Annotated in this window: 24 protein-coding genes; 10 read left to right on the top strand and 14 right to left on the bottom strand. The window is 70.7% G+C overall.

The annotated features are described in order from the left end of the window. The first annotated feature begins 106 nt into the window (after positions 1-106). The 3 genes from FR742_RS43130 to FR742_RS44990 all read left to right on the top strand — a co-directional run bounded on the left by FR742_RS43130 (position 107) and on the right by FR742_RS44990 (position 1597). Entirely contained in the window at positions 107-574 is a 468-nt protein-coding gene (locus FR742_RS43130) for an SRPBCC domain-containing protein (RefSeq protein WP_148036926.1), read from the top strand. After that, positions 575-1366: an SRPBCC domain-containing protein gene (locus FR742_RS43125; RefSeq protein ID WP_148036925.1), complete on the top strand. Its 792-nt coding sequence runs from the start codon at positions 575-577 to the stop codon at positions 1364-1366. 90 nt (positions 1367-1456) lie between these two features. Next, a complete protein-coding gene (locus FR742_RS44990; RefSeq protein WP_187281628.1) occupies positions 1457-1597 on the top strand; it encodes a hypothetical protein in 141 nt (46 codons plus the stop codon). Positions 1598-2001: 404 nt separating this feature from the next. Here the strand turns inward: FR742_RS44990 and trpS are convergent, their stop codons facing one another. Both trpS and FR742_RS43115 read right to left on the bottom strand, forming a co-directional pair. Continuing rightward, the gene (gene trpS, locus FR742_RS43120; RefSeq protein ID WP_148036924.1) at positions 2002-3006 is read right to left on the bottom strand and encodes a tryptophan--tRNA ligase; all 1005 of its coding nucleotides are present in this window, start codon (positions 3004-3006) and stop codon (positions 2002-2004) included. Positions 3007-3020: 14 nt separating this feature from the next. Further along, entirely contained in the window at positions 3021-4334 is a 1314-nt protein-coding gene (locus FR742_RS43115; RefSeq protein ID WP_148036923.1) for a hemolysin family protein, read from the bottom strand. Positions 4335-4420: 86 nt separating this feature from the next. Between FR742_RS43115 and galE the strand changes: the two genes are divergently transcribed. Both galE and FR742_RS44985 read left to right on the top strand, forming a co-directional pair. Further along, complete coding sequence (gene galE, locus FR742_RS43110) at positions 4421-5368, top strand: UDP-glucose 4-epimerase GalE (protein WP_148036922.1); 948 nt, start codon at positions 4421-4423, stop codon at positions 5366-5368. A 59-nt stretch (positions 5369-5427) separates the two neighbouring features. Further along, a complete protein-coding gene (locus FR742_RS44985) occupies positions 5428-5577 on the top strand; it encodes a hypothetical protein (protein WP_187281627.1) in 150 nt (49 codons plus the stop codon). Positions 5578-5622: 45 nt separating this feature from the next. Here FR742_RS44985 and FR742_RS43105 read toward each other — a convergent pair whose 3' ends face one another. The 3 genes from FR742_RS43105 to FR742_RS43095 form a co-directional block, all read right to left on the bottom strand. Next, positions 5623-6597, bottom strand: a complete 975-nt coding sequence (locus FR742_RS43105; protein WP_148036921.1) for a malate dehydrogenase — start codon at positions 6595-6597, stop codon at positions 5623-5625. 55 nt (positions 6598-6652) lie between these two features. Continuing rightward, on the bottom strand, positions 6653-8761 hold the full coding sequence (locus FR742_RS43100; protein WP_148036920.1) for a serine/threonine-protein kinase: 2109 nt from the start codon (positions 8759-8761) through the stop codon (positions 6653-6655). Positions 8762-8869: 108 nt separating this feature from the next. Beyond that, complete coding sequence (locus tag FR742_RS43095; protein ID WP_148036919.1) at positions 8870-9409, bottom strand: hypothetical protein; 540 nt, start codon at positions 9407-9409, stop codon at positions 8870-8872. 254 nt (positions 9410-9663) lie between these two features. On the opposite strand from FR742_RS43095, the gene FR742_RS43090 reads away from it, so the two are divergent. Together FR742_RS43090 and FR742_RS43085 are read left to right on the top strand one after the other, a co-directional pair. After that, complete coding sequence (locus FR742_RS43090; RefSeq protein WP_148036918.1) at positions 9664-11196, top strand: hypothetical protein; 1533 nt, start codon at positions 9664-9666, stop codon at positions 11194-11196. Continuing rightward, on the top strand, positions 11193-12251 hold the full coding sequence (locus FR742_RS43085; RefSeq protein WP_148036917.1) for a hypothetical protein: 1059 nt from the start codon (positions 11193-11195) through the stop codon (positions 12249-12251). Before FR742_RS43090 ends, FR742_RS43085 begins: the two co-directional genes overlap by 4 nt. On the opposite strand, the gene FR742_RS43080 is transcribed toward FR742_RS43085, so the two are convergent. The 4 genes from FR742_RS43080 to FR742_RS43065 form a co-directional block, all read right to left on the bottom strand. Continuing rightward, a complete protein-coding gene (locus tag FR742_RS43080; RefSeq protein ID WP_148036916.1) occupies positions 12248-13273 on the bottom strand; it encodes a polysaccharide deacetylase family protein in 1026 nt (341 codons plus the stop codon). The genes FR742_RS43085 and FR742_RS43080 overlap by 4 nt on opposite strands. Positions 13274-13402: 129 nt before the next feature. Next, a complete protein-coding gene (locus FR742_RS43075) occupies positions 13403-14617 on the bottom strand; it encodes an NADP-dependent isocitrate dehydrogenase (protein ID WP_148036915.1) in 1215 nt (404 codons plus the stop codon). A 51-nt stretch (positions 14618-14668) separates the two neighbouring features. Further along, entirely contained in the window at positions 14669-14974 is a 306-nt protein-coding gene (locus FR742_RS43070; protein ID WP_148036914.1) for a DUF3017 domain-containing protein, read from the bottom strand. Continuing rightward, complete coding sequence (locus FR742_RS43065) at positions 14971-16092, bottom strand: citrate/2-methylcitrate synthase (protein WP_148036913.1); 1122 nt, start codon at positions 16090-16092, stop codon at positions 14971-14973. The genes FR742_RS43070 and FR742_RS43065 overlap by 4 nt, the downstream gene beginning before the upstream one ends. A 181-nt stretch (positions 16093-16273) precedes the next feature. Between FR742_RS43065 and FR742_RS43060 the strand changes: the two genes are divergently transcribed. Continuing rightward, positions 16274-16915: an FHA domain-containing protein gene (locus tag FR742_RS43060; RefSeq protein ID WP_148036912.1), complete on the top strand. Its 642-nt coding sequence runs from the start codon at positions 16274-16276 to the stop codon at positions 16913-16915. Here FR742_RS43060 and FR742_RS43055 read toward each other — a convergent pair. Both FR742_RS43055 and FR742_RS43050 read right to left on the bottom strand, forming a co-directional pair. Further along, positions 16889-18010: an anhydro-N-acetylmuramic acid kinase gene (locus tag FR742_RS43055; protein ID WP_148036911.1), complete on the bottom strand. Its 1122-nt coding sequence runs from the start codon at positions 18008-18010 to the stop codon at positions 16889-16891. The genes FR742_RS43060 and FR742_RS43055 overlap by 27 nt on opposite strands. 4 nt (positions 18011-18014) lie before the next feature. After that, positions 18015-19544: a glycoside hydrolase family 10 protein gene (locus FR742_RS43050; RefSeq protein ID WP_148036910.1), complete on the bottom strand. Its 1530-nt coding sequence runs from the start codon at positions 19542-19544 to the stop codon at positions 18015-18017. Positions 19545-19632: 88 nt separating this feature from the next. Here FR742_RS43050 and FR742_RS43045 point away from each other — a divergent pair, with 88 nt between their 5' ends. Continuing rightward, entirely contained in the window at positions 19633-21063 is a 1431-nt protein-coding gene (locus FR742_RS43045; RefSeq protein WP_148036909.1) for a glycoside hydrolase family 3 protein, read from the top strand. Beyond that, a complete protein-coding gene (locus tag FR742_RS43040) occupies positions 21060-21929 on the top strand; it encodes a MurR/RpiR family transcriptional regulator (RefSeq protein ID WP_148036908.1) in 870 nt (289 codons plus the stop codon). Before FR742_RS43045 ends, FR742_RS43040 begins: the two co-directional genes overlap by 4 nt. A 22-nt stretch (positions 21930-21951) precedes the next feature. On the opposite strand, the gene FR742_RS43035 is transcribed toward FR742_RS43040, so the two are convergent. The 3 genes from FR742_RS43035 to FR742_RS43025 form a co-directional block, all read right to left on the bottom strand. Then, complete coding sequence (locus FR742_RS43035; RefSeq protein WP_148036907.1) at positions 21952-22734, bottom strand: IclR family transcriptional regulator; 783 nt, start codon at positions 22732-22734, stop codon at positions 21952-21954. A 99-nt stretch (positions 22735-22833) separates the two neighbouring features. After that, the gene (locus FR742_RS43030; RefSeq protein ID WP_148036906.1) at positions 22834-23808 is read right to left on the bottom strand and encodes a hypothetical protein; all 975 of its coding nucleotides are present in this window, start codon (positions 23806-23808) and stop codon (positions 22834-22836) included. 129 nt (positions 23809-23937) lie between these two features. After that, on the bottom strand, positions 23938-24789 hold the full coding sequence (locus tag FR742_RS43025; RefSeq protein ID WP_148036905.1) for a bifunctional methylenetetrahydrofolate dehydrogenase/methenyltetrahydrofolate cyclohydrolase: 852 nt from the start codon (positions 24787-24789) through the stop codon (positions 23938-23940). Positions 24790-24848: the final 59 nt, after the last annotated feature.

Genomic DNA, 24848 nt, shown 5'->3' with positions numbered 1-24848 from the left:
ATGGCGGGGTCCGTGCGGCGGTCGCGCTCAGCTGCAACGAGAGATGAGTCGGTACGCGCGAAGGTCGCCTTGAAATATTCGCCTAGACGAATGTATTCTCAACGGCATGACCGAGAACATCGAACGAATCGTTGCCGCATCGCCTGCCCGCGTCTGGGAGCTCTGGACGACCGCGGAGGGCATCTCGTCGTGGTGGGCGCCAGAGGGCTTCCGCACTGACGTCACGAAGCTTGACCTCACGCCGGGCGGTGAGCTGGTCTACACCATGACGGCGGTGGCGCCGGAGCAGATCGCCTTCATGGAGCAGCACGGGATGCCGCTCTCGACCGAGTCCCGCAAGTACTTCACCGAGATCGCCGAACATCACCGTCTCGCCTACCAGTCGGTTGTCGACTTCGTGCCCGACCATGAGCCGTACGAGCATCTGACGGTCGTCGAGCTCTCGTCCGTCGAGGGCGGCACGCGTATCGTCATGCAGGTCGAGCGGATGCATGACGAGGTGTGGACGCAGCGGCTGCTCGCGGGGCGCGCCAACGAGCTGGACAATCTGGCGGCCCTCGTCGCGGAGAGCTGAATGAGCGAGGGCATCCAGCCCATGCTCGCGGCGATCGCCGAGCCCACCCGGTTCCGCATCGTGGAGCTGCTGTCGACGCGCGCGTGTACGGTCGGCGAAGTCGCCGAGGGCATCGGCGCGCTGCAGCCTCAGACGACCAAGCACATCCAGGCGCTCGAGGCTGCCGGCGTCATCCGGGTGCACAAGCTCGGGCGCAGGCGGGTCGCTCGACTCGACCGCGCATCCATGTCCATGCTTTCGTCGTTCTTCGGGCGGCTCGCCGTGCCCGACCCGGATGACGCCGTGCTTGAGAGCTACGAGGCGTCGATCGGGCGGGAGGAGGCTCGCCGGCCTGGCGACGACGGTGCCCGTGTCCTCACCTTCGAGCGGGAGCTGCCGTTTCCCGCGGCGGTGGTGTGGGATGCCTGGACCGACGCCGAGCAGGCCGCACAGTGGTGGGCGCCTCGTCATTTCCACGTCGACGTGTTCGACATCGCGCCGCAGGAGGGCACGCCGATCCGCTTCGTGCTGCACGAGGGGGATGGGGCGACTTACGAGTCCGTGGGCCGGGTCGTGGAGGTGCGGCCGCGCCGGCAACTGGTGTTCACGCTCGCCCCGGTCGACGCCACCGGAGTGCCGCTCTTCTCGGCCCGTCACACAGTGTCGCTGACAGAGGAGGACGGGATGACGACGGTCCGCCTCCGTATCGTGGTGTCCGAGGTCCGCGCTGAGGCGGCCCCGATGACCGCAGGGCTTGAGCCGGGGTGGAACCAGCTGCTCGACGGTCTGCGACGCTCGCTCGCCGCACGTTGACGGCTCGGTGCGGTCGAGGAGGTGTGACGTGGCGACGATCGACGACGTTCGTGCATCTGTTCTGTGCCCGCACGAACGGAGAGACCCCTGATGGGTCGCCACCGATACAAGCGCACACCCGACCAGCCGCCTGCGCACCGCGAGCGTGAGGTGCCCGTGGTGCTCCCGCACGTCGTGATGACGATCGCCGACGACGGAGCCATGACCGTGACGCTCGATGGGCAGACGTAAGAGCTGGAGCCGTATGCGCCGCCGTGGAGTCATGAAGCGTTCGCCGTGCTCATCGACCAACTCCTGAACCTGCGGCAGTGCCCGATCCGCGTCGAGGTCCGCGAAGCAGACGGCACCGGTCGTCCATGCCCGGCGATGACACGCGCCTGGTGACGTATCTCTCGGCCGTGGGCGCAGGTTCACTTCCGGCCTCAGGACATCAACCGACTTCTGCTGCTCGTCCCCTGCCAGGAAACCCCGATCCCAACGCCTCTGGGCAGGGAGGGGCGACAGCTCCTGGGAGGACGCCCGAGCTGTGGAGGCGCGAAGCGCCGGGGGCGCCCGGGTGGTTTGAGCCGGGGCGTCGCGGAGCGACCGGGGAGTGAAGCGCCGGAGGCGCCCCGGGAAGAGCGGTGGGGTGCCGGCTAGGCGCCCGGGAGGAAGCCGACCCGGTCGCGGACTTCGGCCATGGTGCGCCGGGCCACCGCACGGGCGCGCTCCGCGCCCGAAGCCAGCATCCGGTCCAGCTCGGCTTCGTCGGCCAGCAGCTTCTCGGTGCGCTCGCGGATCGGGGTGAAGGCGTCGATGACCGCTTCGGCGACGTCCTTCTTGAAGGTCCCGTAACCCTGCCCGGCGTAGCGGGCCACCAGGTCGGGGATCGGCGTGCCGGTCAGCGCGGACTGGATGCGCAGCAGGTTGGAGATCCCCGGCTTGGCCTCCTCGTCGAAGCGGACCTCGGTCTCGGTGTCGGTGACGGCCCGCATGATCTTCTTGCGCAGCGGCCCCGGCTGCTCCAGGACGTCCAGGATGCCCGCGGGGCTGGAGGAGGACTTGGACATCTTGGCCGACGGGTCCTGCAGGTCGGTGATCTTCTCGACCTCTTTGAGAATGAACGGCTCGGGGATCGTGAAGGTGTCGCCGAAGCGGTGGTTGAAGCGCTGGCCGAGGTCGCGGGTGAGCTCCAGGTGCTGCTTCTGGTCGGCGCCGACGGGCACGCTGTTGGCCTGGTAGAGCAGGATGTCGGCGGCCTGCAGGATCGGGTAGGTGAACAGGCCGACGCTGGCCGCGCTCTCCCCGAACTTGGCCGACTTGTCCTTGAACTGGGTCATCCGCGCGGCCTCGCCCATGCCGGTCTGGCAGTTGAGTATCCAGGCCAGCTCGGAGTGCTCGCGGACGTGGGACTGCACGAACACGGTGGAGCGTTCCGGATCGAGCCCGGCGGCGAAGAGCTGGGCCGCGGCGACGCGGGTGCGGCGGCGCAGCGCGGCGGGCTCGGTGGGCACGGTGATCGCGTGCAGGTCCACCACGCAGTAGAAGGCGTCGTGGGTCTCCTGCAACGTGACCCATTGACGAACCGCACCCAGGTAGTTGCCCAGGTGGAAGGAGTCCGCGGTGGGCTGGATGCCGGAGAGAACACGAGGTCTGGCCATGACAGGTAATTGTGTCAGGTATCGGCTTCGGGCGGCGACTCCACGACAGGGCGGCGTTTCACCCGCACCTTGGCGATCCGGCGGCCGTCGAGCTCGATGACGGTCAGGTCGAAGCCGCTCGCCTCGACGACGTCGTTCACCTCGGGCACGCGCCCGAGCATCGCCATGACGAAGCCGGCCAGCGTCTCGTACGGGCCGTCGGGCAGGCGGATGCCGGTCTCGTCGGCGAAGTCGTTGAGGTTGGTGAGCCCGTCGATCTCCATCACTCCGGCGGGCAGGATCACGGACTGGTCCTCGACGTCGTACTCGTCCCTGATGTCGCCGATGAGCTCCTCGACCAGGTCCTCCATGGTGACGATGCCCGCGGTGCCGCCGTACTCGTCGATGACGATGCACATGTGCTGGCCCTCGTCGCGCATCTCGGAGAGCGTGTTGAGCAGCCGCTTGGACGCGGGCACGAACTTGGCCGGCCGGATCGGCACCAGCTCGCTGAGCGGCTCGGTGCGGCCGGTGAGCACGGGGTCGAGCAGGTCCCTGACGTGCACGAAGCCGATGACCTCGTCGTAGGACTCGCGGTAGACGGGGAAGCGCGAGTGGGGCAGCGCGGCGGCCAGCACCGCCGCCTCGGCCAGCGGCGTGTCGGCCTCCATGAACTCGACCTCGGTGCGCGGCAGCATGAGCTCGCGGAGCTGGCGCTTGCCGGCGGCGAACACCTCGGCGATCAGGTTGCGCTCGTCGGGGGTCAGCTCGGCGTGGCCGACGACCATGTCGCGCAGTTCCTCGGTGGTGACCTCCTCGCGGTCGGCCTGGGGGTTGCCGCCGAGCAGCCGGACGACGCCGTCGGTGGACTTGGACAGCGCCCAGATGACGGGCCGCGACAGGGCGGCGAGGCGGTCGAGGAACGGGGCGACGACCAGCGACAGCCCTTCGGCCCGCTGGAGCGCGAGTCGTTTGGGGGCGAGTTCTCCGAGCACGAGGGAGACGTACGAGATGGCCAGGGTGACGAGCACCAGGGCGAGCACGCCGGCGATGGCGACGGGCACGCCCCAGCGTTCGAGCAAGGGGCTGAGCTGCCCGCTGAGCCGGTCGGCGCCGAACGCGGCCGAGAGCATGGTGGCGACGGTGACGCCGATCTGCACGGCCGACAGGAAGCGGTTCGGGTCGCGGGCGAGCTTGGCCACGCGTTCGCCGCGGCGGCCTTGTTGGGAGAGCTTGCGGACCTGGCTCTCACGGAGCGAGACCATGGCTATCTCGGCGGCGGCGAAGAACCCGCCGATCAGGATGAACAGCAGGACCACGGCGATGTTGGCCGCGACGGTGTCAAACATGGTGGTTGGCAGCGTATACGGGCCTCTTGCCGCGTATGCTGAACGGCAAGCCGTACAAAATCAAACATATTCGAACTGGAGTCAACATGAGGCTGCTCGTCACCGGAGGGGCAGGATACGTCGGCAGCGTCGTCGCGGCGCAGCTCGTGGAGGCGGGCCACGAGGTCGTCGTGCTCGACGACCTGTCCACCGGCCACGCGGACGCGGTGCCGGACGGCGCGACGTTCGTGCGGGCCTCGATCGAGGACGCGGGGCCGGCGCTCGACGGCGTCGACGCGGTGCTCCACTTCGCCGCCAGGTCGCTGGTCGGCGAGTCGGTGGAGAAGCCGGGGCTCTACTGGGCCCACAACCTCGGCGGCACGCTGGCGCTGCTGGAGGCGATGCACGAGCGCGGCGTCCGCAAGATCGTGTTCTCCTCGACCGCGGCCACGTACGGCGAGCCCGAGCAGTCGCCGATCAGGGAGAGCGACCCCACGCGCCCGACCAACCCGTACGGCGCCTCCAAGCTGGCCGTCGACACCGCGCTGACGGCCTTCGCCGGGCTGCGCGGGCTGGGCGCGGTCAGCCTGCGCTACTTCAACGTGGCCGGCGCCTACGGCCGCTACCGCGAGCGTCACGCGGTGGAGACCCACCTCATCCCGAACGTGCTCAAGGTGGCCACCGGCGAGCGCGAGTCGGTCAGCGTGTTCGGCACCGACTACCCGACGCCCGACGGCAGTTGCGTGCGCGACTACGTGCACGTCGCCGACCTGGCCAGGGCCCATCTGCTGGCGCTCGGCGCCTGCCGGGAGGGCGAGCACCAGATCTACAACCTGGGCAACGGCACGGGGTTCTCGGTGCTGGAGGTGATCGAGGTCTGCCGCGAGGTCACCGGCCACGAGATCCCCGCCGTCGTCGGGCCGCGCCGGGCCGGCGACCCGGCCGTCCTGGTCGCCTCGTCGGAGCGGATCCAGCGTGAGCTGGGCTGGAAGCCGGAGCGCACCGAGCTGCGGGACATCGTCGCGGACGCCTGGGAGGCGCTTTCCGGGATTTGACCCCTATCGGCGGTCGATATGTGCTGTGATACCGAAATGTGAGGAGCTTTTCACCAAGGGTGACGAAGGTGCTCTTCGGCGCCGTGCTCGTGGCGGGTTGCGCGACGGCCGCGGCCGGAGTGGTGTTCGCCACGCCGAAGCCCACGCCGAAGCCCGTGCCGGCCATACCGGCGTCCTCGGCGAGCTGCCCGGCGCCTACCGGAGAGTGACCCGGGCGCGCGCCCGCACGGACGCGCGCCTTCTCGTGGTACGGATCAGATCAGGCCCAGCGACTTGACCGCGTCGCGCTCCTCGGCGAGCTCCCGCACCGAGGCGTCGATGCGCTCACGGGAGAACGCGTCGATCTCCAGCCCCTGGATGATCTCGAACCTGCCGCCGGCCGCCCGCACCGGGAACGACGACACCAGGCCCTCGGGCACCCCGTAGGAGCCGTCGGAGACGATCGCGGCCGAGGTCCACTCGGTGCCGTTGACCCAGTCGTAGACGTGGTCGATGGCGGCGTTGGCGGCCGAGGCCGCGGAGGACGCGCCGCGGGCCTCGATGATGGCCGCGCCGCGCTTGGCGACGGTCGGGATGAACGTGTCGCGCAGCCACTCCTGGTCGACCTGCTCGGCGGCGACCTTGCCGCCCACCTCGGTGTGGAACAGGTCAGGGTACTGGGTGGCGGAGTGGTTGCCCCAGATGGTCATGTGCTTGATCTCGGTGACCGGCACCTGGAGCTTGGCGGCCAGCTGCGAGATCGCGCGGTTGTGGTCGAGGCGGGTCATCGCGGTGAACCGGTCGGCCGGCACGTCGGGGGCGTGCTGCTGGGCGATGAGCGCGTTGGTGTTGGCGGGGTTGCCGACGACGAGCACCCGGATGTCGTCGGCGGCGTGGTCGTTGATGGCCTTGCCCTGCGGCCCGAAGATGCCGCCGTTGGCACCGAGCAGGTCGCCGCGCTCCATGCCGGCCTTCCGCGGCATGGCGCCGACCAGGAGGCCGACGCTGGTGCCGTTGAACGCCACGTTGGGATCGTCGGTGATCTCGATGCCGGACAGCAGCGGGAAGGCGCAGTCGTCGAGCTCCATGGCGGTGCCCTCGGCGGCCTTGACCGCCTGCGGGATCTCCAGCAGGCTCAGCTTGACCGGGACGTCAGGCCCGAGTAGCTGGCCCGACGCGATGCGGAACAGCAGCGCGTAGCCGATCTGTCCGGCAGCACCGGTGACGGTCACCTTGACGGGCGTGGCCATGGCCTTTCCCCTAACTCGCAAGCTGATGCGTTGACTTTCGGATGTTACCCGGTCGTCATTCGCAGGCTTCCATCGCGGGCACCTTCGTCTCCGGCTCGAACTCCACGTTGCCGAAGTGTTTCGCGAGCAGCTCCTTGACCACGCCCTTGCGGTAGAGGTCGGCCAGCACGCCGGAGATCGCCTTGCACGTCCGCGCGTCGCCCTTGCGCAGGCCGACGCCGTAGCGCTCGTCGCTGAGCCCGGCGCCGAGCAGGCGGAAGCGCACGTTCTCCCGGCCGGCGAACCCGGCCAGGATGAGGTCGTCGCCGGGCACCGCGTCCACGGTGCCGTCGAGCAGCATGTTCATGCATTCGGCGTAGTTGCCTGCGGGCACCGGGTGGACCTTCACCTTGTCCTGCACGGCGCCCACCGACGGACTGTTGACCGCGCAGATCTTCTTGCCCTTCAGGTCGCCGAGCGAGTCGATGGGGCCCCGGTGGACCAGCACGTCCCGGTGGGCCAGGTAGTAAGGGCCGGCGAAGGCGACCTCGGGGTCGTCGACGATCGAGTAGGTGGCCACCACGAGGTCCACGCTGCCCTCGGCCAGCGCGCGGACCCTGGTCGCCGGGGAGACGGCGACGAACTCGACGTCCCGGGCCCCCAGCCCTTCTGCGACGCGGCGGGCCACGTCGACGTCGAAGCCCTCGAACGCGTCGCCGCGCCGCAGCCCGACGCCCGGCAGGTCGGCCTTGACCCCGATCACGATCTTCCCGGTCGCGGCCACCTTCTCGGCGACGCTCGCGTACGAGGGCGGCAGCGGGTCCTCCGTGGAGCCGGGATCCGGGCCGAGGGCGTTCAGCGGCCAGCCCTTGACCACCGTCATCGCGGCGATCGTCGCGACCACGGCCAGCGCGGCGGCGAACGCCACCCACCACTTCGCCCGTCCCCGCTTCCTGGACGGCGCGGGCGCCTGACCGCCTCCGGCCTCCCGCGTCGGGACCCCGACGCCCTGCGCGCCCGTGCCTTGCGCTCCGTGCGCGCCCGTGCCCTGAGCTCCGTGCGCGCCCGTGCCTTGCGCTCCGTGCGCGCCCGTGCCCTGAGCTCCGTGCGCGCCCGTGCCTTGCGCCGGTCCGTACGTCCCCGTACCCCCCGGAGTCCCGTACGCGCCCGTACCGGAGCTGTCGTGACCCTGGACCGCGCCGGCGGCGGCGTGGCCGGGCGGGTCCTGCGCGCCCGTGCGGCCGGAGACGGCGGGGAAGCCGGTGACGGCCGAGGCCGTGCCCGGGGCGGGGACCGAGACGCGGTTGAACGGGGTGGTGTCGTCGCCGGCCACCTGCACCCCCCGGGTCAGCAGCGCCGTGGACGCCCCCACCGTCTCGGGCTGCCCGAGCAGCCGCAGCAGGATCTGGTCGGCGGACGGCCGGTCGGCGGCCGACTTGGACAGCGCCCCCCGCACCACGCCGCGCAGCGGCTCCGGCATCATCCCCACGTCCACCTCGTGGGTGAGGATCCGGTTGAGCACGGTCGCGATCGAGTTGCCCTCGAACACGGCGACCCCGGTGGCCGCGAACGCGATCGTCGCCCCCCACGCGAACACGTCGGTGAACGGCCCGATCTCCTCGCCGGCGATCTGCTCGGGAGCCATGTAGGCGGGGGTGCCGATGGCCCGGCTGGTGATCGTCCCGGTCGAGTCGATGATGCGGGCGATGCCGAAGTCGACCACCCTCGGCCCGTCGGCGGCGATGAGGACGTTGTCGGGCTTGAGGTCGCGGTGGATGATCGAGGCGTGGTGGATGGCGGTCAGCGCGGTGGCGGTGCCGATGGCCAGCCGGTCGAGCACGGTGCCGGTGAGCGGCCCGTCGGTCTCGACGATCTCGCGCAGCGCCCGCCCGTCGATGTACTCGCTGGCGATGTATGGAGTGTCGCCGTCGAGGTCGGCCTCCATCACCCTGGCGGTGCAGAACGACGCCACCCGCTTGGCCGCCTTCAACTCACGGGCGAAGCGGGAGCGTGCGCTCTTGTCGCCGGTGAATTTCACGTGCAGCAATTTGACGGCGGCCCGCTCGCCGTGCTGGTCGACTCCGAGAAAGACGATGCCCTGCCCGCCCTCGCCGATCCTTCCGGTCAGCCGGAACGAACCCAGCTGGGTGGGATCGCCGGCCACGAGCGGCGAGATCTGCGGCATTCCACTTCCCCACGTGTCCAATGAAGCCCGACGAGGCAAACTTTACGACGTTGCGGAACTTCCCAGAGAACCGTTAACCGTTCGTGACGTCACGTTTCGCGGACAGATTCACCTGTCGCAGGGCGACCGGAGGTAGAACTCCCAGCTGGACTCGCCGAAGAGCGGGTCTTCACGGGAACTCGTGGTCTGGCTCCCCCACCAGCGCTCCACCCGCAGCACCAGCTCGGGGAGCGTCGCCTGGGCCCGGTCGCAGTCGACGACCTCCAGGCCGAGCGTCATCGAGAGCTTCTCCCCGGAGCCGACGGTCACGGGAAAGGCGGGGCTCTCGACCTCGGCGAGCCGGATCCCGTCCGCGCGCAGGCCCACACCGGTGACGGTGACGGGGAACCAGCCGTCGTTGACGACCGTGTGCGGCAGGCGCATGCTCGTGTACCGGATCCGGCCGGCGTCGTCGCTGAGCACGGAGATGTGGGGGTCAGGTGCGCCGTGCGTCAGCCTGGGCACGGCCAGCCCGCTGACCGACGCGCCCAGCACCAGCAGCACCACGGCAGCGAGGGCGCCGAACGCGGCACTCATCCGCCGGACCTCGCGCTTACCGGCCGTCCCCGCGCTGTGATCCAGCCGGTCCCACACGTCGTCGGATATCACTCATGCACCCCTGTCACCTTGATGGGCATTCTGCTACTTTCTCCCGGGGTGACGAGGGGTATTTCGTGGGGTTAATTCTTTTTCTGGTGTTCCTGGCGGTCGCGGTCCCGCTCACACTCCGTGCCCAATCCGGGCCGGTGACCCGGGAGGCGATGAGCCATTTCTCCCGCGTACACCAGGTTGAAGTCACTCCCTACAACGGCACGGCGATTCTGCGTTATCTGCATGTCACGAAGAGTCTGATGTGGGCCGGAATGGGCGTCGGATTCGCCGTCATGTTCGCGCAGGCCCCCGGAGAATCGTTCACCGTCAGCCCTTTCTGGCCGATCGCCGGATGGTTCTGCGGTTTCGCCGCGGCCGAAATGGTGCTGGCTCGCCGGGGCGGGCCTCTGGGACGTCCGCTCGGCCTGCGACTGGCGCCGCCGCGGGCGACCGGGCTGTGGGTGTTCGCCGCCATGGTGTCCGGCGCGATCGCGCTGGCCTCCGTGCTGCGCTCGTTCCGGACGGAGGTGGAGCTGGCCGAGCGCGGCTGGGCGGTGTTCACGCTCGCCGTGGTGCTGACGGTGAACCTGCTCGTCATGGGGCTGCGGCGGCGGCCGCTCCGCGCGGGGCCCGCCGACCTGGTGTCCGCCGAGTGGGCCATGCGGTCCCGATCCACGCGCCTGCTGCTGGCCGGCGGGACGATCGTGGCGATCTGGTCGGCGCCGGGTGGCGGCTGGTCCTCCCAGGCGGAGTCCATCCGCTCGCTTATCGGTCTCGTCGTGTCGCTGCTGGCCTGGTACATGACACTTTCGCCCGAACGCCTCACCCAGGCGGGCCGGCCGCTCCGGTGGCAGGTGGTCGCCGCCGTGCTGCTCACGCCCGTCCTCGCGGCCGGCTGGAACGCCGCCGCCGTCGAGCCGGACGAGCAGCCGCAGTCGCCTCTCACCGAGCCCTACGCCAACGCGGCCCTGTTCGCCTACGTCACCCCGGGTAGCCCATGGGAGATCGCCACGATGCCGGACGGCCGCGAACCGGACGACGAGTGGGACGAGAGCACCTGGGACTTCGGCGGGTTCTCGCTGGACAGGGCCGTCACCCGGCTCGCCACCGGCGACGGGGGCAGGCAGGAGGGGCCGCTGGCGCTCAGCGGCGACGGCCACCACGTCGTCTACCTCGACTCCGTCACGGACCGCCTGGTCGTGCAGCACCTGTCAGAGGCCACCCGGCGCGACCTCACGGGGCCGCTGCCCGCCCACGCCGTCCCCCGGCCGCTCCTCTCCCACGACGGCCGCCTCGCGGCGCTGGTCTCCGCCACCGGGACCGAGCTGGTCGACACCGCCACGGGTGACAGGACCGCCCTGCCCGGCGTCAGGCGCGTGCTCGGCCTCGGCCCGTACGGCGTGGTCGGCACCACCGGCCACCGCGCCCTGCCCGGCGCGCCCGGCACCGAGCTGGTCACCCTGGACCCGCGGGGCCGGGTGCGCAGCCGGGCGCCCTTCGACCCCACCCTCCCAGCCCTGGCCACGCGGGACGGACGCTCCCTGATCGTGTTCACGGACGACGAGGCCGTCACCATGGACGCGCGCACGGGCCGGGTGACCGATCGGGCGGCGTTGAAGCTGCCCCGTCACCACGGCCCGCCGGAGCCGCTGGGCTGGTCGGCGGAGGGCAGGCTCGCCGTGCTGATCGAGCCCGACGGCGACGACGGCCACTACCACCTGGTCGACCCGGGCACCGGCAGGTCGAGCCCGATGAAGGGTGTCATGGACAAGCTCGACCACGGCGTGTTCGGGCTGATCCCGTGAGCGCGCTCTGGCGGCTGTGCGTGGCCGCGGCGGCGGCGCTCGCCGCGGCGTGGCTGATCTACGGCGGCGGCCCGCCGCCGGTGGAGTTCCTGAGCCCGGAGCCGGCCCCGCCGGCCACCCCCGCCCCGGCCGCGGTGAAGCTGACCGGGCCCGCGCCCGCCCCCGTCCGGTACGCGTACGAGCCGCACTGCAACGACGGGACCGACGGCTGCCGGCACCACATCCTGGTGTCGGCGACGGGTCAGCAGTGGTGGGTGGAGGGCGCCCACGACGACGCCCCGTTCGCGCTCTCCTCCGACGGCACCCTGGTCGTCCACCCGTTGGGCGACCGGTTCGTCGCCAGGGACCTGACCACCGGCACGGTCACGGAACTGCCCGTCAAGACGGAGGAATCGGTCGGGGAGATCTTCGGCGCCCAGCAGCCGCTGCTCTCCCTCGACGGCCGCCACCTGCTCGTCCGGCACGACCACCTGGACGAGGACGTCGAGGTCGTGCTGGAGCGCCCGATGATCGTCGACATCCGGCGCGGCACCGTGCGCCGCCTGCCGAAGGGCGAGCGGGTCGCCGGCTGGACCACCGAAGGGCTCGCCCTGGTGACCGACCACCCCGCCCGCGACCTGCCCGGCTATGCCACCTCTGCCGCGTACGTGATCCGCTCCCCCGGCGGCCGGGTGGTGCGGCGCTTCACCGTGCCCGGCAACCTGGCCCACGGCCTGCCGTCACCGTCGGCCCGCACGCTGGCGACGCTCGTGAAGGAGATCGCCCCGCACGACGTGGTCAGCACCGGCATCCTGCTGACCGGCACCGAAAACGGAAAGACCCTCCGCACGATCGTGCCGCGGCTCCCGGAGGGCCTGCGGGCCGACGCCCTCATCCGCTGGGAAGGTGAGGACGCCCTGCTCGTCCGGGCCGAGGACCGTCACGGCAAGATCTCCTACCACGTCGTGGACCTCGCCACCGGGGCCGCACGGGACCTCCGCGTCGCCATGGCCCCGGTCTCCGACTACATGCTCGCCCCGGCGGAGCTCTCGGTGCTGATCGGGTCGGTCCGCTAGTAGGCCAGCGCCTTCGCCTTGTACGAGGCGCGCAGGAACGGGTTCTTGAACTTCGGGTACGCGACCGTCGACGGGTCGCCGTCGGAGGTGTAGCGCATGTCGGGGTTGGCCTTCAGCCAGTCGAGCCAGGCCGTCGAGCAGAACTGCGCGCAGTCGCCCTTCTTGTCCATCGCCCTGATGCGCGGGATGCCCAGTGCGTCGAACGACTTGCTGAACGGCGACGCCGCGGGCGTGTAACCGGCCAGGAAGACGCCCTGGTGGTGGTACGACTTGCCGCGCGCCGCCCACTCCTTCTTGCGCGGCTGCACCCCGTACGGGAGCGCGATCGTCACCGGCTTGACCCCGGCCAGCTCGTTGATCTCCTTGCCGATCGAGCCGATCTGCTCCTCGACCTGGTCGTGCGTGCGGGCGCGCAGGTTGTAGTGGTCGCGGGTGTGGTTGCCCAGGTCGAAGCCGTTCGACTTGAGCCACAGCAGCGTCTGCGCCTGCTCCTCGCGGACGTGCTTGCCGAACATGTCGCGGGTGATGTAAAAGGTCGCGACCGGGCGGAAGCCGGAGTGCTTGGCGGCCACCTCGCGCATGATGGCGACGGCGGTGTTCGCCTTGGGCGTGCCCATCGCGTCCAGCGTGAGCTGGGACGGGGAGGAGTCGTCGAAGGTGAGCACCACCGGGTGCTTGCCGGCCGGGATGTCGATCTTCCCGGTGACGAACTCGGCCGCGGTGACCGGCACGTAGTTCTCCTTGGCCAGCCGTTCGAGCTCGGTGCGGAACTGGGCGGGCGTGCGGTCGTCGGTGGTCCCCGGCTTGTCGACGATCCGGTGGTACATGAGAACCGGGACCTGGCCCAGCTCGTTGGCCTTGACGGCCGCGGCCGCCTTCGCCTGGGCGGCCTTGAACAGCTGCTGCTTGGCGGCGCTGTCGGCCTTGGCGTCCTTCACCTGGGTGACCGGCTCGGAGCCGCACCCCGACACGATCACGGCGACCGCGACCGCACCCACGCCACCGATGAAACGCAGTCGCATTCGAACCCCCCGAGACGCGCACGACTGTTATGGAGGGCTCTTACCCAGCTGATCAACCGCGGCGCACCAAGAGATCGTCCGGGAAGCGGAAAGGGCCGCCCGGAGGCGGCCCTTCACGTGAGACGGCGGTCAGGCCATCTTCTTCTTCAGGTTCTCGTCCAGGGCCGCGAGGAAGTCCTGGGTCGTGAGCCACGCGGCGTCGCCGCCGACCAGGAGCGCGAGGTCCTTGGTCATCTGGCCGCCCTCGACCGTCTCGATGCAGACCCGCTCCAGCGTGTCGGCGAACTCGGTCACCGCGGGGGTGTTGTCGAGCTTGCCGCGGTGGGCGAGGCCACGGGTCCACGCGAAGATCGAGGCGATCGGGTTGGTGGAGGTGGGCTTGCCCTGCTGGTGCTGGCGGTAGTGGCGGGTCACGGTGCCGTGCGCCGCCTCGGCCTCGACGGTGCGGCCGTCGGGCGTCATGAGCACGGAGGTCATCAGGCCGAGCGAGCCGAAGCCCTGCGCCACCGTGTCGGACTGGACGTCGCCGTCGTAGTTCTTGCACGCCCAGACGTAGCCGCCCTCCCACTTGAGCGCGGCGGCGACCATGTCGTCGATCAGGCGGTGCTCGTAGGTGATGCCGGCCTTCGCGAAGTCGTCCTTGAACTCGCTCTCGAACACCTCGGCGAAGATGTCCTTGAAGCGCCCGTCGTAGGCCTTCATGATCGTGTTCTTGGTCGACAGGTAGACCGGGTAGTTGCGGTCCAGGCCGTAGCGCATGGAGGCGCGGGCGAAGTCGCGGATCGACTCGTCCAGGTTGTACATCGCCATCGCGACGCCCGAGCCCGGGAAGTCGTACACGTCGAGCTCGATCGGCTCGGAGCCGTCCTTCGGGGTGAAGGTGAGGGTGAGGGTGCCCTCGCCCGGCACCTTCAGGTCGGTGGCGCGGTACTGGTCGCCGAAGGCGTGACGGCCGACGACGATCGGCTTGGTCCAGCCCGGGACGAGCCGCGGCACGTTGGACATGATGATCGGCTCGCGGAAGATGACGCCGCCGAGGATGTTGCGGATCGTCCCGTTGGGGGACTTCCACATCTGCTTGAGGCCGAACTCCTCGACCCGCGCCTCGTCCGGGGTGATGGTGGCGCACTTGACGCCCACGCCGTGCTTCCTGATGGCGTTGGCGGCATCGATGGTCACCTGGTCGTCGGTGGCGTCACGGTGCTCGATGCCGAGGTCGTAGTACTTAAGGTCGATGTCCAGGTAGGGAAGGATCAGCTGGTCCTTGATGAACTGCCAGATGATCCGGGTCATCTCGTCGCCGTCGAGTTCGACGACCGGGCCCTCCACCTTGATCTTGGGCATGCGAACGGTTCCCCTTCATGAATGAATGCGTTGAGGCTATCGGACGCCTCGTCAGCGAGAGAAAAGGGACTCGATCAGGGCCTTCGCGGCCGGGTTGTCGAGCAGCAGCGAAGTCAGCACCAGCATGAACCCGGCCAGCCCGAGCGTGACCGCGTCCGCCTTCCGGCCGCGCACCGCGAGGGGCCCGCCGAATCCGGAGAAGCGCAGTGCGGCACCGATCATGATGACACCGCCCAGGGCGAATCCGCCCCAGCGCGGGTCGATCAGGAACACCAATCCCACGGCGACGGCCGCACCCGCCAGAATCAGCGGGTACGGCCCCCAGCCCTCGCGTTCGACGTCGTCACGCAGGCTCATCGCTCGTCGATCGGCTTCCACTTCTGGTCGGTCTCGCCGATGTACTCGCTGTCCGGGCGGATCAGCCTGTTGTCGGCGTGCTGCTCGATCACGTGCGCCGTCCAGCCGGACATGCGGCTGATCGAGAACACGGGAGTGAACAGGTCGGTCGGGATGCCAAGGTAGTGGTAAACCGAGGCCGCGTAGAAGTCGACGTTCGGATAGAGGCCCTTCTCCTCGAAGACGACCTCCTCCATCTCCTTGGACATCCGGTAGTAGGTGTCGTCGCCGGCCGACTCGGCCAGCTCCTGCGACATGCGGCGCAGATGGGTGGCGCGCGGGTCCTCGGTCTTGTAGACCCGGTGGCCGAAGCCCATGATCTTCTCGCCGGCGCCGAGCTTGTCACGGACCGCCTGGGCGACGCCGGTCGGCGAGATCGACTCCAGGGTCTTCATGACCTGCTCGTTGGCGCCGCCGTGCAGCGGGCCCTTGAGCGTGCCGATGGCCGCGACGATGGCGGAGTGCATGTCCGAGAGGGTAGCGGCGCAGACGCGGGCGGCGAACGTGGAGGCGTTCATCGTGTGGTCGGCGTGCAGCACCAGGCAGGTGTCGAAGATCTCCACCTCGCGCTGCGAGGGGACGCGCCCGGTGATCTGGAACAGGAAGTTCGCCGCGGTGCTCAGGGAGGGGTCGGGATCGGGGGCGGTCGCGCCGGTGCGGGCCGCGTGGTAGCGGGCCACCAGCAGGGGCTGCTGGGCGGTCAGGCGGGCGGCCTTGCGCAGGTTGGCGTCGGGGGCGTTCGAGTCCTTGTCAGGGTCGTCCGCGCCGGACAGCGACACGTAGCTGCGCAGCGCCTCCATCGGTTTCTGTTTCTCGGCGATCTCGGAGATGTTCGCCGAGACCAGCTCGCCGAGGTCACGGCCGCGCACGAGGTCGTCGCCGTACTCCTGGAGCTCGGCGCGGTCGGGCAGCTTGCCTCGTTGCAACAGGTACGCGGTCTCCTCGAAGGTCGCGCGGCCGGCCAGATCGTGGATGTCGTATCCCCGGTAGAACAGCCGACCTGCTTTTCCGTCGATGTCGCTGAGCGCTGTGGACGCGGCGACGACGTCAGCCAGGCCTTTGGTGGGCTTGTCCGCCATGAGTGTTTCCTCCGCTTATCTTCGCCCGAAGTCTACCCGTGAGCAGGCAAAACCGTCCGCAGAGGTCCAGACCAATTTCACGCGCGATTCTGCTTTCGGCAAAGGCGATTCCGCATCCCCACGTTTGGGTAAGCCGGAGCTGTAGTAAGAGTTACGGCGGGCTACCTGGGGAGGAACTGCCGTGGAGGGGCCGTTCATACGCATCGAGGACACAGGCGAGGTGATCCCGTTGCGCCCCGAGATCACGACGGTGGGAAGGGGCCGCGGTGTCGACATCCGGCTCACCGATCCCAGCGTCTCTCGGCTCCATGCCGAATTCGTCAGGCGAGGGCCTTACCTGTACGTCGTTGACCTGGGCCTGTCCCGCAACGGCACACGGGTGAACGGCAGGCCGATCGCCCGGAGGGTGCTCGACGACGGCGACGTCGTCTCGTTCGGGGCCGCGCGAGGACGGGTCGGCGGAGTCCCCCGTGAGGACTTCGCGCCCGAAGTGGAGCTCCGCAGGGCGGCGGCGCCCGAGCTGACCAGGCGCGAGGTCGACGTGCTCACCTCGCTCTGCCGGCCGGCCCTGTCGGATGAGGCGTTCGTCGCTCCGGCCACCGCGCGGGAGATCGCCGACGACCTGGTCGTGACCGAGGCCGCGGTCAAGCAGCACCTGCTGCGGCTTTATCAGAAGTTCAGGATCCCCGAAGGCACCAACCGGCGCACGCGGCTGGCCAACGAGGTCGTCGCGCTCGGCCTGGTGCGTCCGACCCCCGTGGTTCCCCCGCAGCGGGCGGGCACCACCGCGGAGCCGTCAGCGGCGGGCCGCAGGGCTTCCTGAGAAGCGGATCGCGACCGGGGCTTCGGCGAGGGGTTCCGGCAGCGTCAACGGACCGGAACCCGGCGTGATCGTGCCCAGGATCCGGGCGCCCGACGCGCCCGTGCACCCGGGCACGGTCGCCGCCAGGCCGTGTGCGGTGAGCCAGCCGAACAGCGAGAAGGCGATCGCCTCCTTGCTGTCGGCCGGCACCCCGAGTTCGTCGCTGGTCAGAAACCTGGCCGGCGTCGCGCGCAGGCGGAGCATGCTCATCAGCGCGGGGTTGCGGGCGCCTCCGCCCGACACGATCACGGTGTCGAGCCGGTGCCTGCGGATCTCCGCGGCGACCGTCTCGGCGGTCAGCGCCGTCAGCGTCGCCACCAGGTCCGGCAGGGGCAGATCCGCCTTCACGTAGTCCGGCGTGAACAACTCCTTGCCGGTGGACTTCGGCGGCTCCTGGAGGTAGTAGGGCTCCGCGAGCAGCCGGTCGAGCAGCTCCCGGTCGACCGTGCCCGCCGACGCCAGCGCGCCGTCCCTGTCGTACGGCGGCGCGGCGGCGTCGATCAGGGCGCAGCCCGGCCCGGTGTCGTAGGCCAGCGGAGGCTCGCGCACGGTCAGGTTGGCGATGCCGCCCAGGTTGAGCGCGCCGGCGCGGCCCGGCAGCCCCGCCATGAGCAGCAGGTCGAGATACGACACCAGGGGCGCGCCCTGCCCTCCGGCGGCCACGTCGCGCGCCCGTACGTCCGACACGACGGGAACGCCGGTGCGCTCGGCGATCCAGGCCGGCTGGCCGAGCTGCAGCGTGCCGCGCACCCGGCCGTCCTCCACCCAGTGGAACAGGGTCTGGCCGTGCGAGCAGACCAGCTCGCAGGGCGGCGCTTCGGCGGCGGCGCCGGCGAACGCCTGCCCGATCAGCGTGTCCAGGGCGCACACCTCGCCCAGGTCGACGCGGTGGGGCGGCAGCGCGGCCCGGATGCGGGCTCTCAGCTCCGGCTCGTACGGCCGCTCGCCCGTGTGCTCGATCCTGCCGGTGAGCACGCCGGCGTCGAGCGTCCAGTCCACGACGGCGCTGTCGATGCCGTCGTGGGACGTGCCCGAGATGAGGCCGAGAACCCGCATGATCTCAGATCACCGGGAACCCGTTGCTGGGCTTGCTGGTCCGGTTGGCCCGGTCGACCGCCACCACGTGGTAGTGGTCGCCGCGCTTGCCGTCGGGGTCCTGCCAGACCACCTGCCGGTCGCCGGGGACGACCGCGACCAGGTGGCGGGCGTCGGCGAACTGCGCGTCCCGCGCCCTGCCGGGGAAGCGGAAGATGGCGAACTGGAACGGCTCCTGCCTACCGGTCGCCACCGCGCGCACCTCGACCCCGCCGCGCTTGCGCAGCGCGTAGGCGAGCACGGGACGGTTCGGCGCCTTGCCCGTCGCCAGCCTCGGCAGCACCGGGGCGAGCGCGGGCCGGACGTAGTGGTCGGCGACGGCGGTGCTCACCGACGCGATCCGGTCCTGGCGCAGGTCGTTGGCGTTGTACCAGATGTCGCCGCTGATCTGCGGGTGGTCGCGGTTGAGCGTGAGGTGGTCGGACAGCTCCTTCGGGTCCTGCCACTCGGGCGCCTGCGCGGGGTCGCCCGCCTTGTACGCGGCCTGCCCGATCCACAGCATCGTCTTCGTGCCGTCGGCCACGTCCGACCACCAGGGCACGAGCTTGGAGTAGTCGGCCGGCGGCTGGCCGATGTACCAGTAGAGCTGCGGCGCGATGTAGTCGAGCCAGCCCTTCTTGACCCAGCCGCGGGTGTCGGCGTGCAGGTTGTCGTACGACTGGCCGCCGTTGGTCTCGGAGCCGAGCGGGTCGGTGCCCTTGTTGCGCCAGATGCCCGACGGGCTGATGCCCCAGGCCGCCTCCGGCTTGACCTCGCGGACCCGCTGCTGCATCTCGGAGACCATCAGGTCGACGTTGTTGCGCCGCCAGGCCGCCAGGTCGGGGAAGCCCGCGCCGTACTTGGCGAACTCCTCGGCGTCGTCGAAGGCCGTGCTGTTGGTCGGGTAGAAGTAGTCGTCGAAGTGCAGGCCGTCGATGTCGTAGCGGGCCAGCGCGTCGAGCATCGCGTCCTGGCAGAACTTCCGCACCTCCGGCATGCCGGGGTTGTAGTAGAGCTTGCCGCCGAACGGGAGGATCCAGTCGGGGTTCTTGCGTCCGGGGTGGTCGGGGTGCAGCTTGTTCGGGTCGTCCTGCATCGACACGCGGTACGGGTTGAACCAGGCGTGGAAGGCCAGGCCGCGCTTGTGCGTCTCCTCCACGAAGAAGGCGAGCGGGTCGTAACCGGGGTCCTGTCCCTGCACGCCGGTGATCCAGTGCGACCACGGCTCGAACGGCGACGGCCAGAACGCGTCGGCGGTCGGCCTGATCTGCATGAACACCGAGTTGAGCTTGCGCTGCTCGGCCAGGTCGAGCCAGGCCAGATACTCGGCCTTCTGCTCCTCGACGCTCAGGCCCTGCTTGGAGGGCCAGTTGATGTTCACCACGGACGCGATCCACATGCCGCGCATCTGGCGGAGCGGGGGAACGTACTCGGCGGACGCGAAAGCGGGCAGGGGAACCGCCGTGGCGGCGGCGGCAAGGGCGAGACCCTTCAGGAGAGTCCTTCGGCTGGGCATGGGGGGTGGCCTCCCGGAAGCGGTTGTGTCGAGGGCGACGATGACAGAAAATTACCTTCAGTTCAACAACCGTGAAGGAAAATGCCGCATGACCCCAGACCTGTCCCGCCTGGCCATGACCGTGCTCCAGCCGGGGTACGCGGGAGCCTCGCTTCCCGACTGGATGCGCGGGGCGCTCGATCAAGGGCTCGGCGGCGTCGTGCTGTTCGCGCGCAACCACCCGCTCGACCGGGCCGCCCGGCAGATCCGCGCGCACAGCCCGGACGCGATCGTCGCCGTCGACGAGGAAGGCGGCACCATCACCCGCTTCGAGGTCGAGCACGGCAGCTCCGTCCCCGGCAACCGGGCGCTCGGCGTGGTCGACGACGTGAAGCTGACCGAACGCGTCGGCCGGCAGCTCGGCCGCATGCTCGCCGGCGCCGGCGTCACCCTCGACTACGCGCCGACCGCCGACGTGAACGCCAACCCGGCCAACCCCGTCATCGGCGTCCGCTCCTTCGGCCCGGACCCGGACCTGGTCGCCCGCCACACCGCCGCCTACGTGGCCGGAGTCCAGGGCGCCGGCGTGGCCGCCTGCGCCAAGCACTTCCCCGGCCACGGCGACACCACCACCGACTCCCACCTGGCGCTGCCCACCGTGCACGCCTCCCGCGACCTGCTCGCCGAACGCGACCTGCCGCCGTTCCGCGCCGCCGTCGAGGCCGGCGTGCGGTCGATCATGTGCGGCCACCTGCTCGTGCCCGCCCTCGACCCGGACCTGCCCGCGACACTCAGCCGCGCCGCCCTCACCGAGCTCCTGCGGGGCGAGCTCGGCTTCGACGGCATGCTGGTCACGGACGCCATCGAGATGCGGGCGGTGGCCGCCATGTTCGAGCCCGGCGAGATCGCCGTACGCGCCCTCGCCGCCGGCGCCGACGCCGTCTGCGCCGGCCACGTCACCGAGGACGGCCTGTACGCGCTGCGCGACGCCGTCGTCGAGGCCGTCCGCTCCGGCACGCTGCCCGAGGAACGCCTCGCCGAGGCCGCCGCCCGCGTCCGCGCCGTCTCCGCCTGGTACGCCGGCCAGGCCGCGCTCCGCGACCAGGCACTCGCCGAACCGGACGACCGCGCCGGTCTCGAAGCCGCCCGCGCCGCCCTCACCGTCACCGGCGCCGCCCGGCTCACCGGCCCGCCGCTCGTGGTCGAGGTCAACACCCGTCACAGCCAGGCCGTCGACCAGGTCAACCCGACCGGCGTCACCGCCGCCCTGGCCGCCGCGCTGCCCGGCACCCGCCGCGTCCCGCTGGAGCCCGGCGCCGCGCTCCCGCCCCTCGGCACCGGCCCCGCCGTCCTCGTCGTGCACGACGCCGCCCGCCACCCCTGGGTACGGGAGCGCATCGAGCAGGCCGTACGGGAGCGTCCCGACATCATCGTCATCGACACCGGCATCCCGGCCGAACCCGCCGGCGCCGCCCACCTCGCCACCCACGGCATCTCCCGCGTCTCCGCCCAGGCGGCGGCCGAACGGCTGACCTCGTGACCGGCACCACCGAACCGGCCAACCCGGTCGCCGCGGTGCGCGCCGTCCTGCCGTCGCTCACCCCCGCGGCCCAGGCCATCGCCCGCATCATCCTGGACGACCCCGGCCTCGTCGTGCGCAGCACCATCACCGAGTTCAGCACGGTGTCGGGCACCAGCGAGGCGACGATCGTCCGTACCGCCAGAGCGCTCGGCTTCACCGGCTACTCGCAACTGCGCTTCGCGCTGGCCGCCGCCGTCGCCAAGGAGCCCGAACGGCTCGTCCCCGGCGACCTCGCCCCCGACGACCCGCTCACCGACGTCATCGCCAAGGTCGCCCGCGCCGAGTCCGAAGCCCTCGCCGACACCGCCGCCCAGCTCGACCCGGACCGGCTCGACGAGGTCGTCACCGCCATCGTCGGCGCCCGCCGGGTCGACGTCTACGGCGTCGCCGCCTCCGGCCTGGTGGCCGCCGACATGTCGCAGAAGCTCCTGCGGATCGGGCTGTCGAGCCACCCGTTCAGCGACGCCCACCTGGCGTTGACGAGCGCCGCCCTGCTCAAACCCGGGGACGTGGCGGTGGCGATCAGTTGCAGCGGCGAGACCCCGGACGTCCTCGTCCCGGCCCGCACGGCGGCCGAGACGGGGGCGCTGCTGGTCGCCATCACCAACAACCCGCGCTCCTCCCTGGCCGCGCTCGCCCACCACACTCTGGTGTCGGCGGGCCGGGAGACCGCGTTCCGGCCCGGCGCGCTGGCCAGCCGGATCAGCCAGCTGCTGATCGTGGACTGCATCTTCGTGGGGCTGGCCCAGCGGACCTACGACAAGGCGGACGCGGCCATCCGCGCCACCCGCCAGGCCACCGACCGCTACCGTCAACGCACGTGACCGTCGTCTGCCGGCCCGCTGGTCAGCTCGTGTCCCTTGTCGCCGGAGAGGCGAGCGAGGACAGGTCGCCTTCGATCTTGGCGGCCGTGGCCAGCAGCGGCGGGAGGAGCGTGCGTCTGGCCTGCTGGAGGGTGGTGCGGCTGGCGTGGGTGGAGACGTTGACGGCCGCGACGACCGCCCCGGAACGGTCCCGGATCGGGGCGGCGATCGAGCGGAGGCCCTCCTCCATCTCCTGGTCGACCATGGCCCAGCCCCGCTCGCGGATGCCGTCCAGCTCGTCGCGCAGCGCCGACGGGACGGTGATGGTGCGGGAGGTCAGGCGGCGCAGGTCGGCCTGGTCCAGGTAGGCGTCGAGGTCCGCCGGGGGTAGGCCGGCCAGGAGGACGCGGCCCATGGAGGTGCAGTAGGCGGGGAAGCGGGTGCCGATGCTGATCGACACGCGCATGATCCGGGCCGTGGCGACGCGGGCCACGTACACGACGTCCTCGCCGTCCAGCACCGCGACGGAGGCGGACTCGTGCACCTCGGCGGCCAGGCGTTCCAGGTGGGGCGCGGCGACCTCGGGCAACGACAGGCTGGACAGGTAGGCGTACCCGAGCTCCAGGACACGCGGCGTGAGGGAGAACAGCCGCCCGTCGTTGCGCACGTAGCCGAGGTCGGCGAGCGTCAGGAGGAAACGGCGGGCGGCGGCGCGGGTGAGGCCGGTCGCGCGGGCCACCTCGCTCAGCGTCAGCCGGGGGGCGGTGGCGCTGAAGGCGCGGATCACGGCCAGGCCGCGGGCCAGCGACTGCACGTGTTCGACCATGAGGTTCCCTTGACACCGGCGGGCAGAGGCGCAGCTCTCCCCGAAATGTTCGGCCAGTGAATAAGTGTACGCATGCCGAACACGCCTCGCGGTGGCGGGCTAGCGTCCGCTGCCGGAGATGATGCCGCTGTAGGAGCCGAGCACCTCGACCTGGGCGGGTTCGGCGGTCTTCGGCGGGATGTGCGCGACGACCTGGATCAGCGCGGTGGACTTCATGTACGTGTAGAACTTGCCGCGCAGGAACCCGTTGTTCTTCTGGAAGACGTACATGCGCCCCGGCCCCTGGTGCACGTTGTAGCGGATGGTCCGTTCGAGGGTGGTGAAGGCGAGCGCCCCGCCGTCGGCCGTGCGCAGGGCGTAGGAGGGATACGCCGTGGCCGGGCGGGCGCTCTCGACGACCTTGGCGTACTGCTTCATCTTGACCCGGTTGGACGCGGCGCCGGTGGTGAGCCGGTCGGCCGCGAAGCGGGTCCTGGACGCCGCGGTGCCCTTGTTCACCAGGTGGGCGGCGTAGCTCTTGGCGAACGCGGCGGGCGACATCATCAGCCCGGCGGCGTCGGAGTGGGCCACCTCCTCGGCCGTTCCCGAGGCGTCCGCGACGATCTCGGGGAGTTCGGCGGCCTTGCCCTCGAAGACGTCGGGGGCGTACACCTGCTTCCAGGACTCTCCGTCACGGGTGAACAGCAGGTAGGTCGGCTCCTTGGCGGTCCCGGTCTTGCCCTTCCAGTGCGTCGTGGCCAGGAACCAGTGCCCCTCCGGGCCGACGGGCACGGTGTGAACCGGCTCGGTGTAGCCGAACGGCTGGTAGGCGGCCTGGCGACCGCCCAGCTTGCGGAGGGACGCGTAGCCCGCCTTGTCGATGGCCAGGCTGGAGCCGCCTTCGTAGCCCGCGAGCAGTTTGTCGCTCACGGCCTTGTTGGCGGCGTTGTTGCGCTTGACGTAGTCCTCCAGGACCGAGGCCACCTCCTGGGCGGTGACGGGCGCGGCCGCGGGTGTCGGGGTTTCGGTGGCCGCCGTGGACGGCGCCTGCTCCGAGCCCGCCCCCGGCAGGACGGAGCATCCTGCCAGAGCCAAGCACCCGACCATCCACACAAATCTCCGCATCTAGACCGCCTCACGATATTTCTGGACTAAAGCGGCCAAAGATATCAACAGCGGTTGTCGAACGTACGAAGAACCCAGCCCCGGACCCCGTACGAGCCCCTAGGCGTGCAGCCGCTCGGCCGCCTCCACGACGTTGGCCAGCAGGAGTGCGCGGGTCATCGGGCCGACGCCGCCGGGGTTGGGGGTGAGGAAGCCCGCGACCTCGGCCACGTCGGGCGCCACGTCGCCGGCGATCTTGCCGTTGACCCGGGAGACGCCGACGTCGAGCACGGCGGCGCCCGGCTTGACCATGTCCTTGGTGATCAGGCCGGGCACGCCCGCGGCCGCCACCACGATGTCGGCGCGGCGCACATGGCCGGCCAGGTCCTGGGTGCCGGTGTGGCAGAGGGTCACGGTGGCGTTCTCGCTGCGCCGGGTCAGCAGGAGGCCGAGCGAGCGGCCCACGGTGATGCCGCGGCCGACCAGGGCCACCTCGGCGCCCTTGATCGGGACCCCGTACTCCTGGAGGAGCAGCACGATGCCGTGCGGCGTGCAGGGCAGCGGCGCGTCGACCATGTGGACCAGGCGGCCGAGGTTGACCGGGTGGAGGCCGTCGGCGTCCTTGGCCGGGTCCATGCGCTCCAGCAGGGCCATGGTGTCGAGGTGCTTGGGCAGCGGGAGCTGGACGATGTAGCCGGTGCACTCGGGCGAGGCGTTGAGCTCGTCGACGGCGGCCTCGACCTCGGCCTGGGTGGCGGTGGCCGGCAGGTCGACACGGATGGAGGCGATGCCGACCTCGGCGCAGTCGCGGTGCTTGCCCGCGACGTAGATCTGGCTGCCGGGGTCGTCGCCGACGAGGACCGTGCCGAGCCCGGGGGTGATGCCGCGCTCTCTGAGGGCGGACACCCGGGCCGTGAGGTCTGCCTTGATCTTCGCCGCGGTGGCCTTGCCGTCGAGTCTGACTGCGCTCATGCTTCCAATCCTTCCATGGCTCCGCCGGCGCGCGTTTCCCGGCCGATGACATCGTTGTC

The organism is Nonomuraea sp. C10, assembly GCF_008017515.1.
In the GTDB taxonomy this organism is placed as follows: domain Bacteria; phylum Actinomycetota; class Actinomycetes; order Streptosporangiales; family Streptosporangiaceae; genus Nonomuraea; species Nonomuraea ferruginea.
Note: the sequence above shows the minus strand (reverse complement) of the source record. Positions and strands in the feature narration are given on the sequence as shown.

Bases quoted from the DNA above. Each gene is read 5' to 3' on its own strand.
- FR742_RS43130 (WP_148036926.1), top strand. From the start codon at position 107: ATGACCGAGAACATCGAACGAATCGTTGCCGCATCGCCTGCCCGCGTC.
- FR742_RS43125 (WP_148036925.1), top strand. From the start codon at position 575: ATGAGCGAGGGCATCCAGCCCATGCTCGCGGCGATCGCCGAGCCCACC.
- FR742_RS44990 (WP_187281628.1), top strand. From the start codon at position 1,457: ATGGGTCGCCACCGATACAAGCGCACACCCGACCAGCCGCCTGCGCAC.
- trpS (WP_148036924.1), bottom strand. From the start codon at position 3,006: ATGGCCAGACCTCGTGTTCTCTCCGGCATCCAGCCCACCGCGGACTCC.
- FR742_RS43115 (WP_148036923.1), bottom strand. From the start codon at position 4,334: ATGTTTGACACCGTCGCGGCCAACATCGCCGTGGTCCTGCTGTTCATC.
- galE (WP_148036922.1), top strand. From the start codon at position 4,421: ATGAGGCTGCTCGTCACCGGAGGGGCAGGATACGTCGGCAGCGTCGTC.
- FR742_RS43105 (WP_148036921.1), bottom strand. From the start codon at position 6,597: ATGGCCACGCCCGTCAAGGTGACCGTCACCGGTGCTGCCGGACAGATC.
- FR742_RS43100 (WP_148036920.1), bottom strand. From the start codon at position 8,761: ATGCCGCAGATCTCGCCGCTCGTGGCCGGCGATCCCACCCAGCTGGGT.
- FR742_RS43090 (WP_148036918.1), top strand. From the start codon at position 9,664: ATGGGCGTCGGATTCGCCGTCATGTTCGCGCAGGCCCCCGGAGAATCG.
- FR742_RS43080 (WP_148036916.1), bottom strand. From the start codon at position 13,273: ATGCGACTGCGTTTCATCGGTGGCGTGGGTGCGGTCGCGGTCGCCGTG.
- FR742_RS43075 (WP_148036915.1), bottom strand. From the start codon at position 14,617: ATGCCCAAGATCAAGGTGGAGGGCCCGGTCGTCGAACTCGACGGCGAC.
- FR742_RS43070 (WP_148036914.1), bottom strand. From the start codon at position 14,974: ATGAGCCTGCGTGACGACGTCGAACGCGAGGGCTGGGGGCCGTACCCG.
- FR742_RS43065 (WP_148036913.1), bottom strand. From the start codon at position 16,092: ATGGCGGACAAGCCCACCAAAGGCCTGGCTGACGTCGTCGCCGCGTCC.
- FR742_RS43055 (WP_148036911.1), bottom strand. From the start codon at position 18,010: ATGCGGGTTCTCGGCCTCATCTCGGGCACGTCCCACGACGGCATCGAC.
- FR742_RS43050 (WP_148036910.1), bottom strand. From the start codon at position 19,544: ATGCCCAGCCGAAGGACTCTCCTGAAGGGTCTCGCCCTTGCCGCCGCC.
- FR742_RS43045 (WP_148036909.1), top strand. From the start codon at position 19,633: ATGACCCCAGACCTGTCCCGCCTGGCCATGACCGTGCTCCAGCCGGGG.
- FR742_RS43035 (WP_148036907.1), bottom strand. From the start codon at position 22,734: ATGGTCGAACACGTGCAGTCGCTGGCCCGCGGCCTGGCCGTGATCCGC.
- FR742_RS43025 (WP_148036905.1), bottom strand. From the start codon at position 24,789: ATGAGCGCAGTCAGACTCGACGGCAAGGCCACCGCGGCGAAGATCAAG.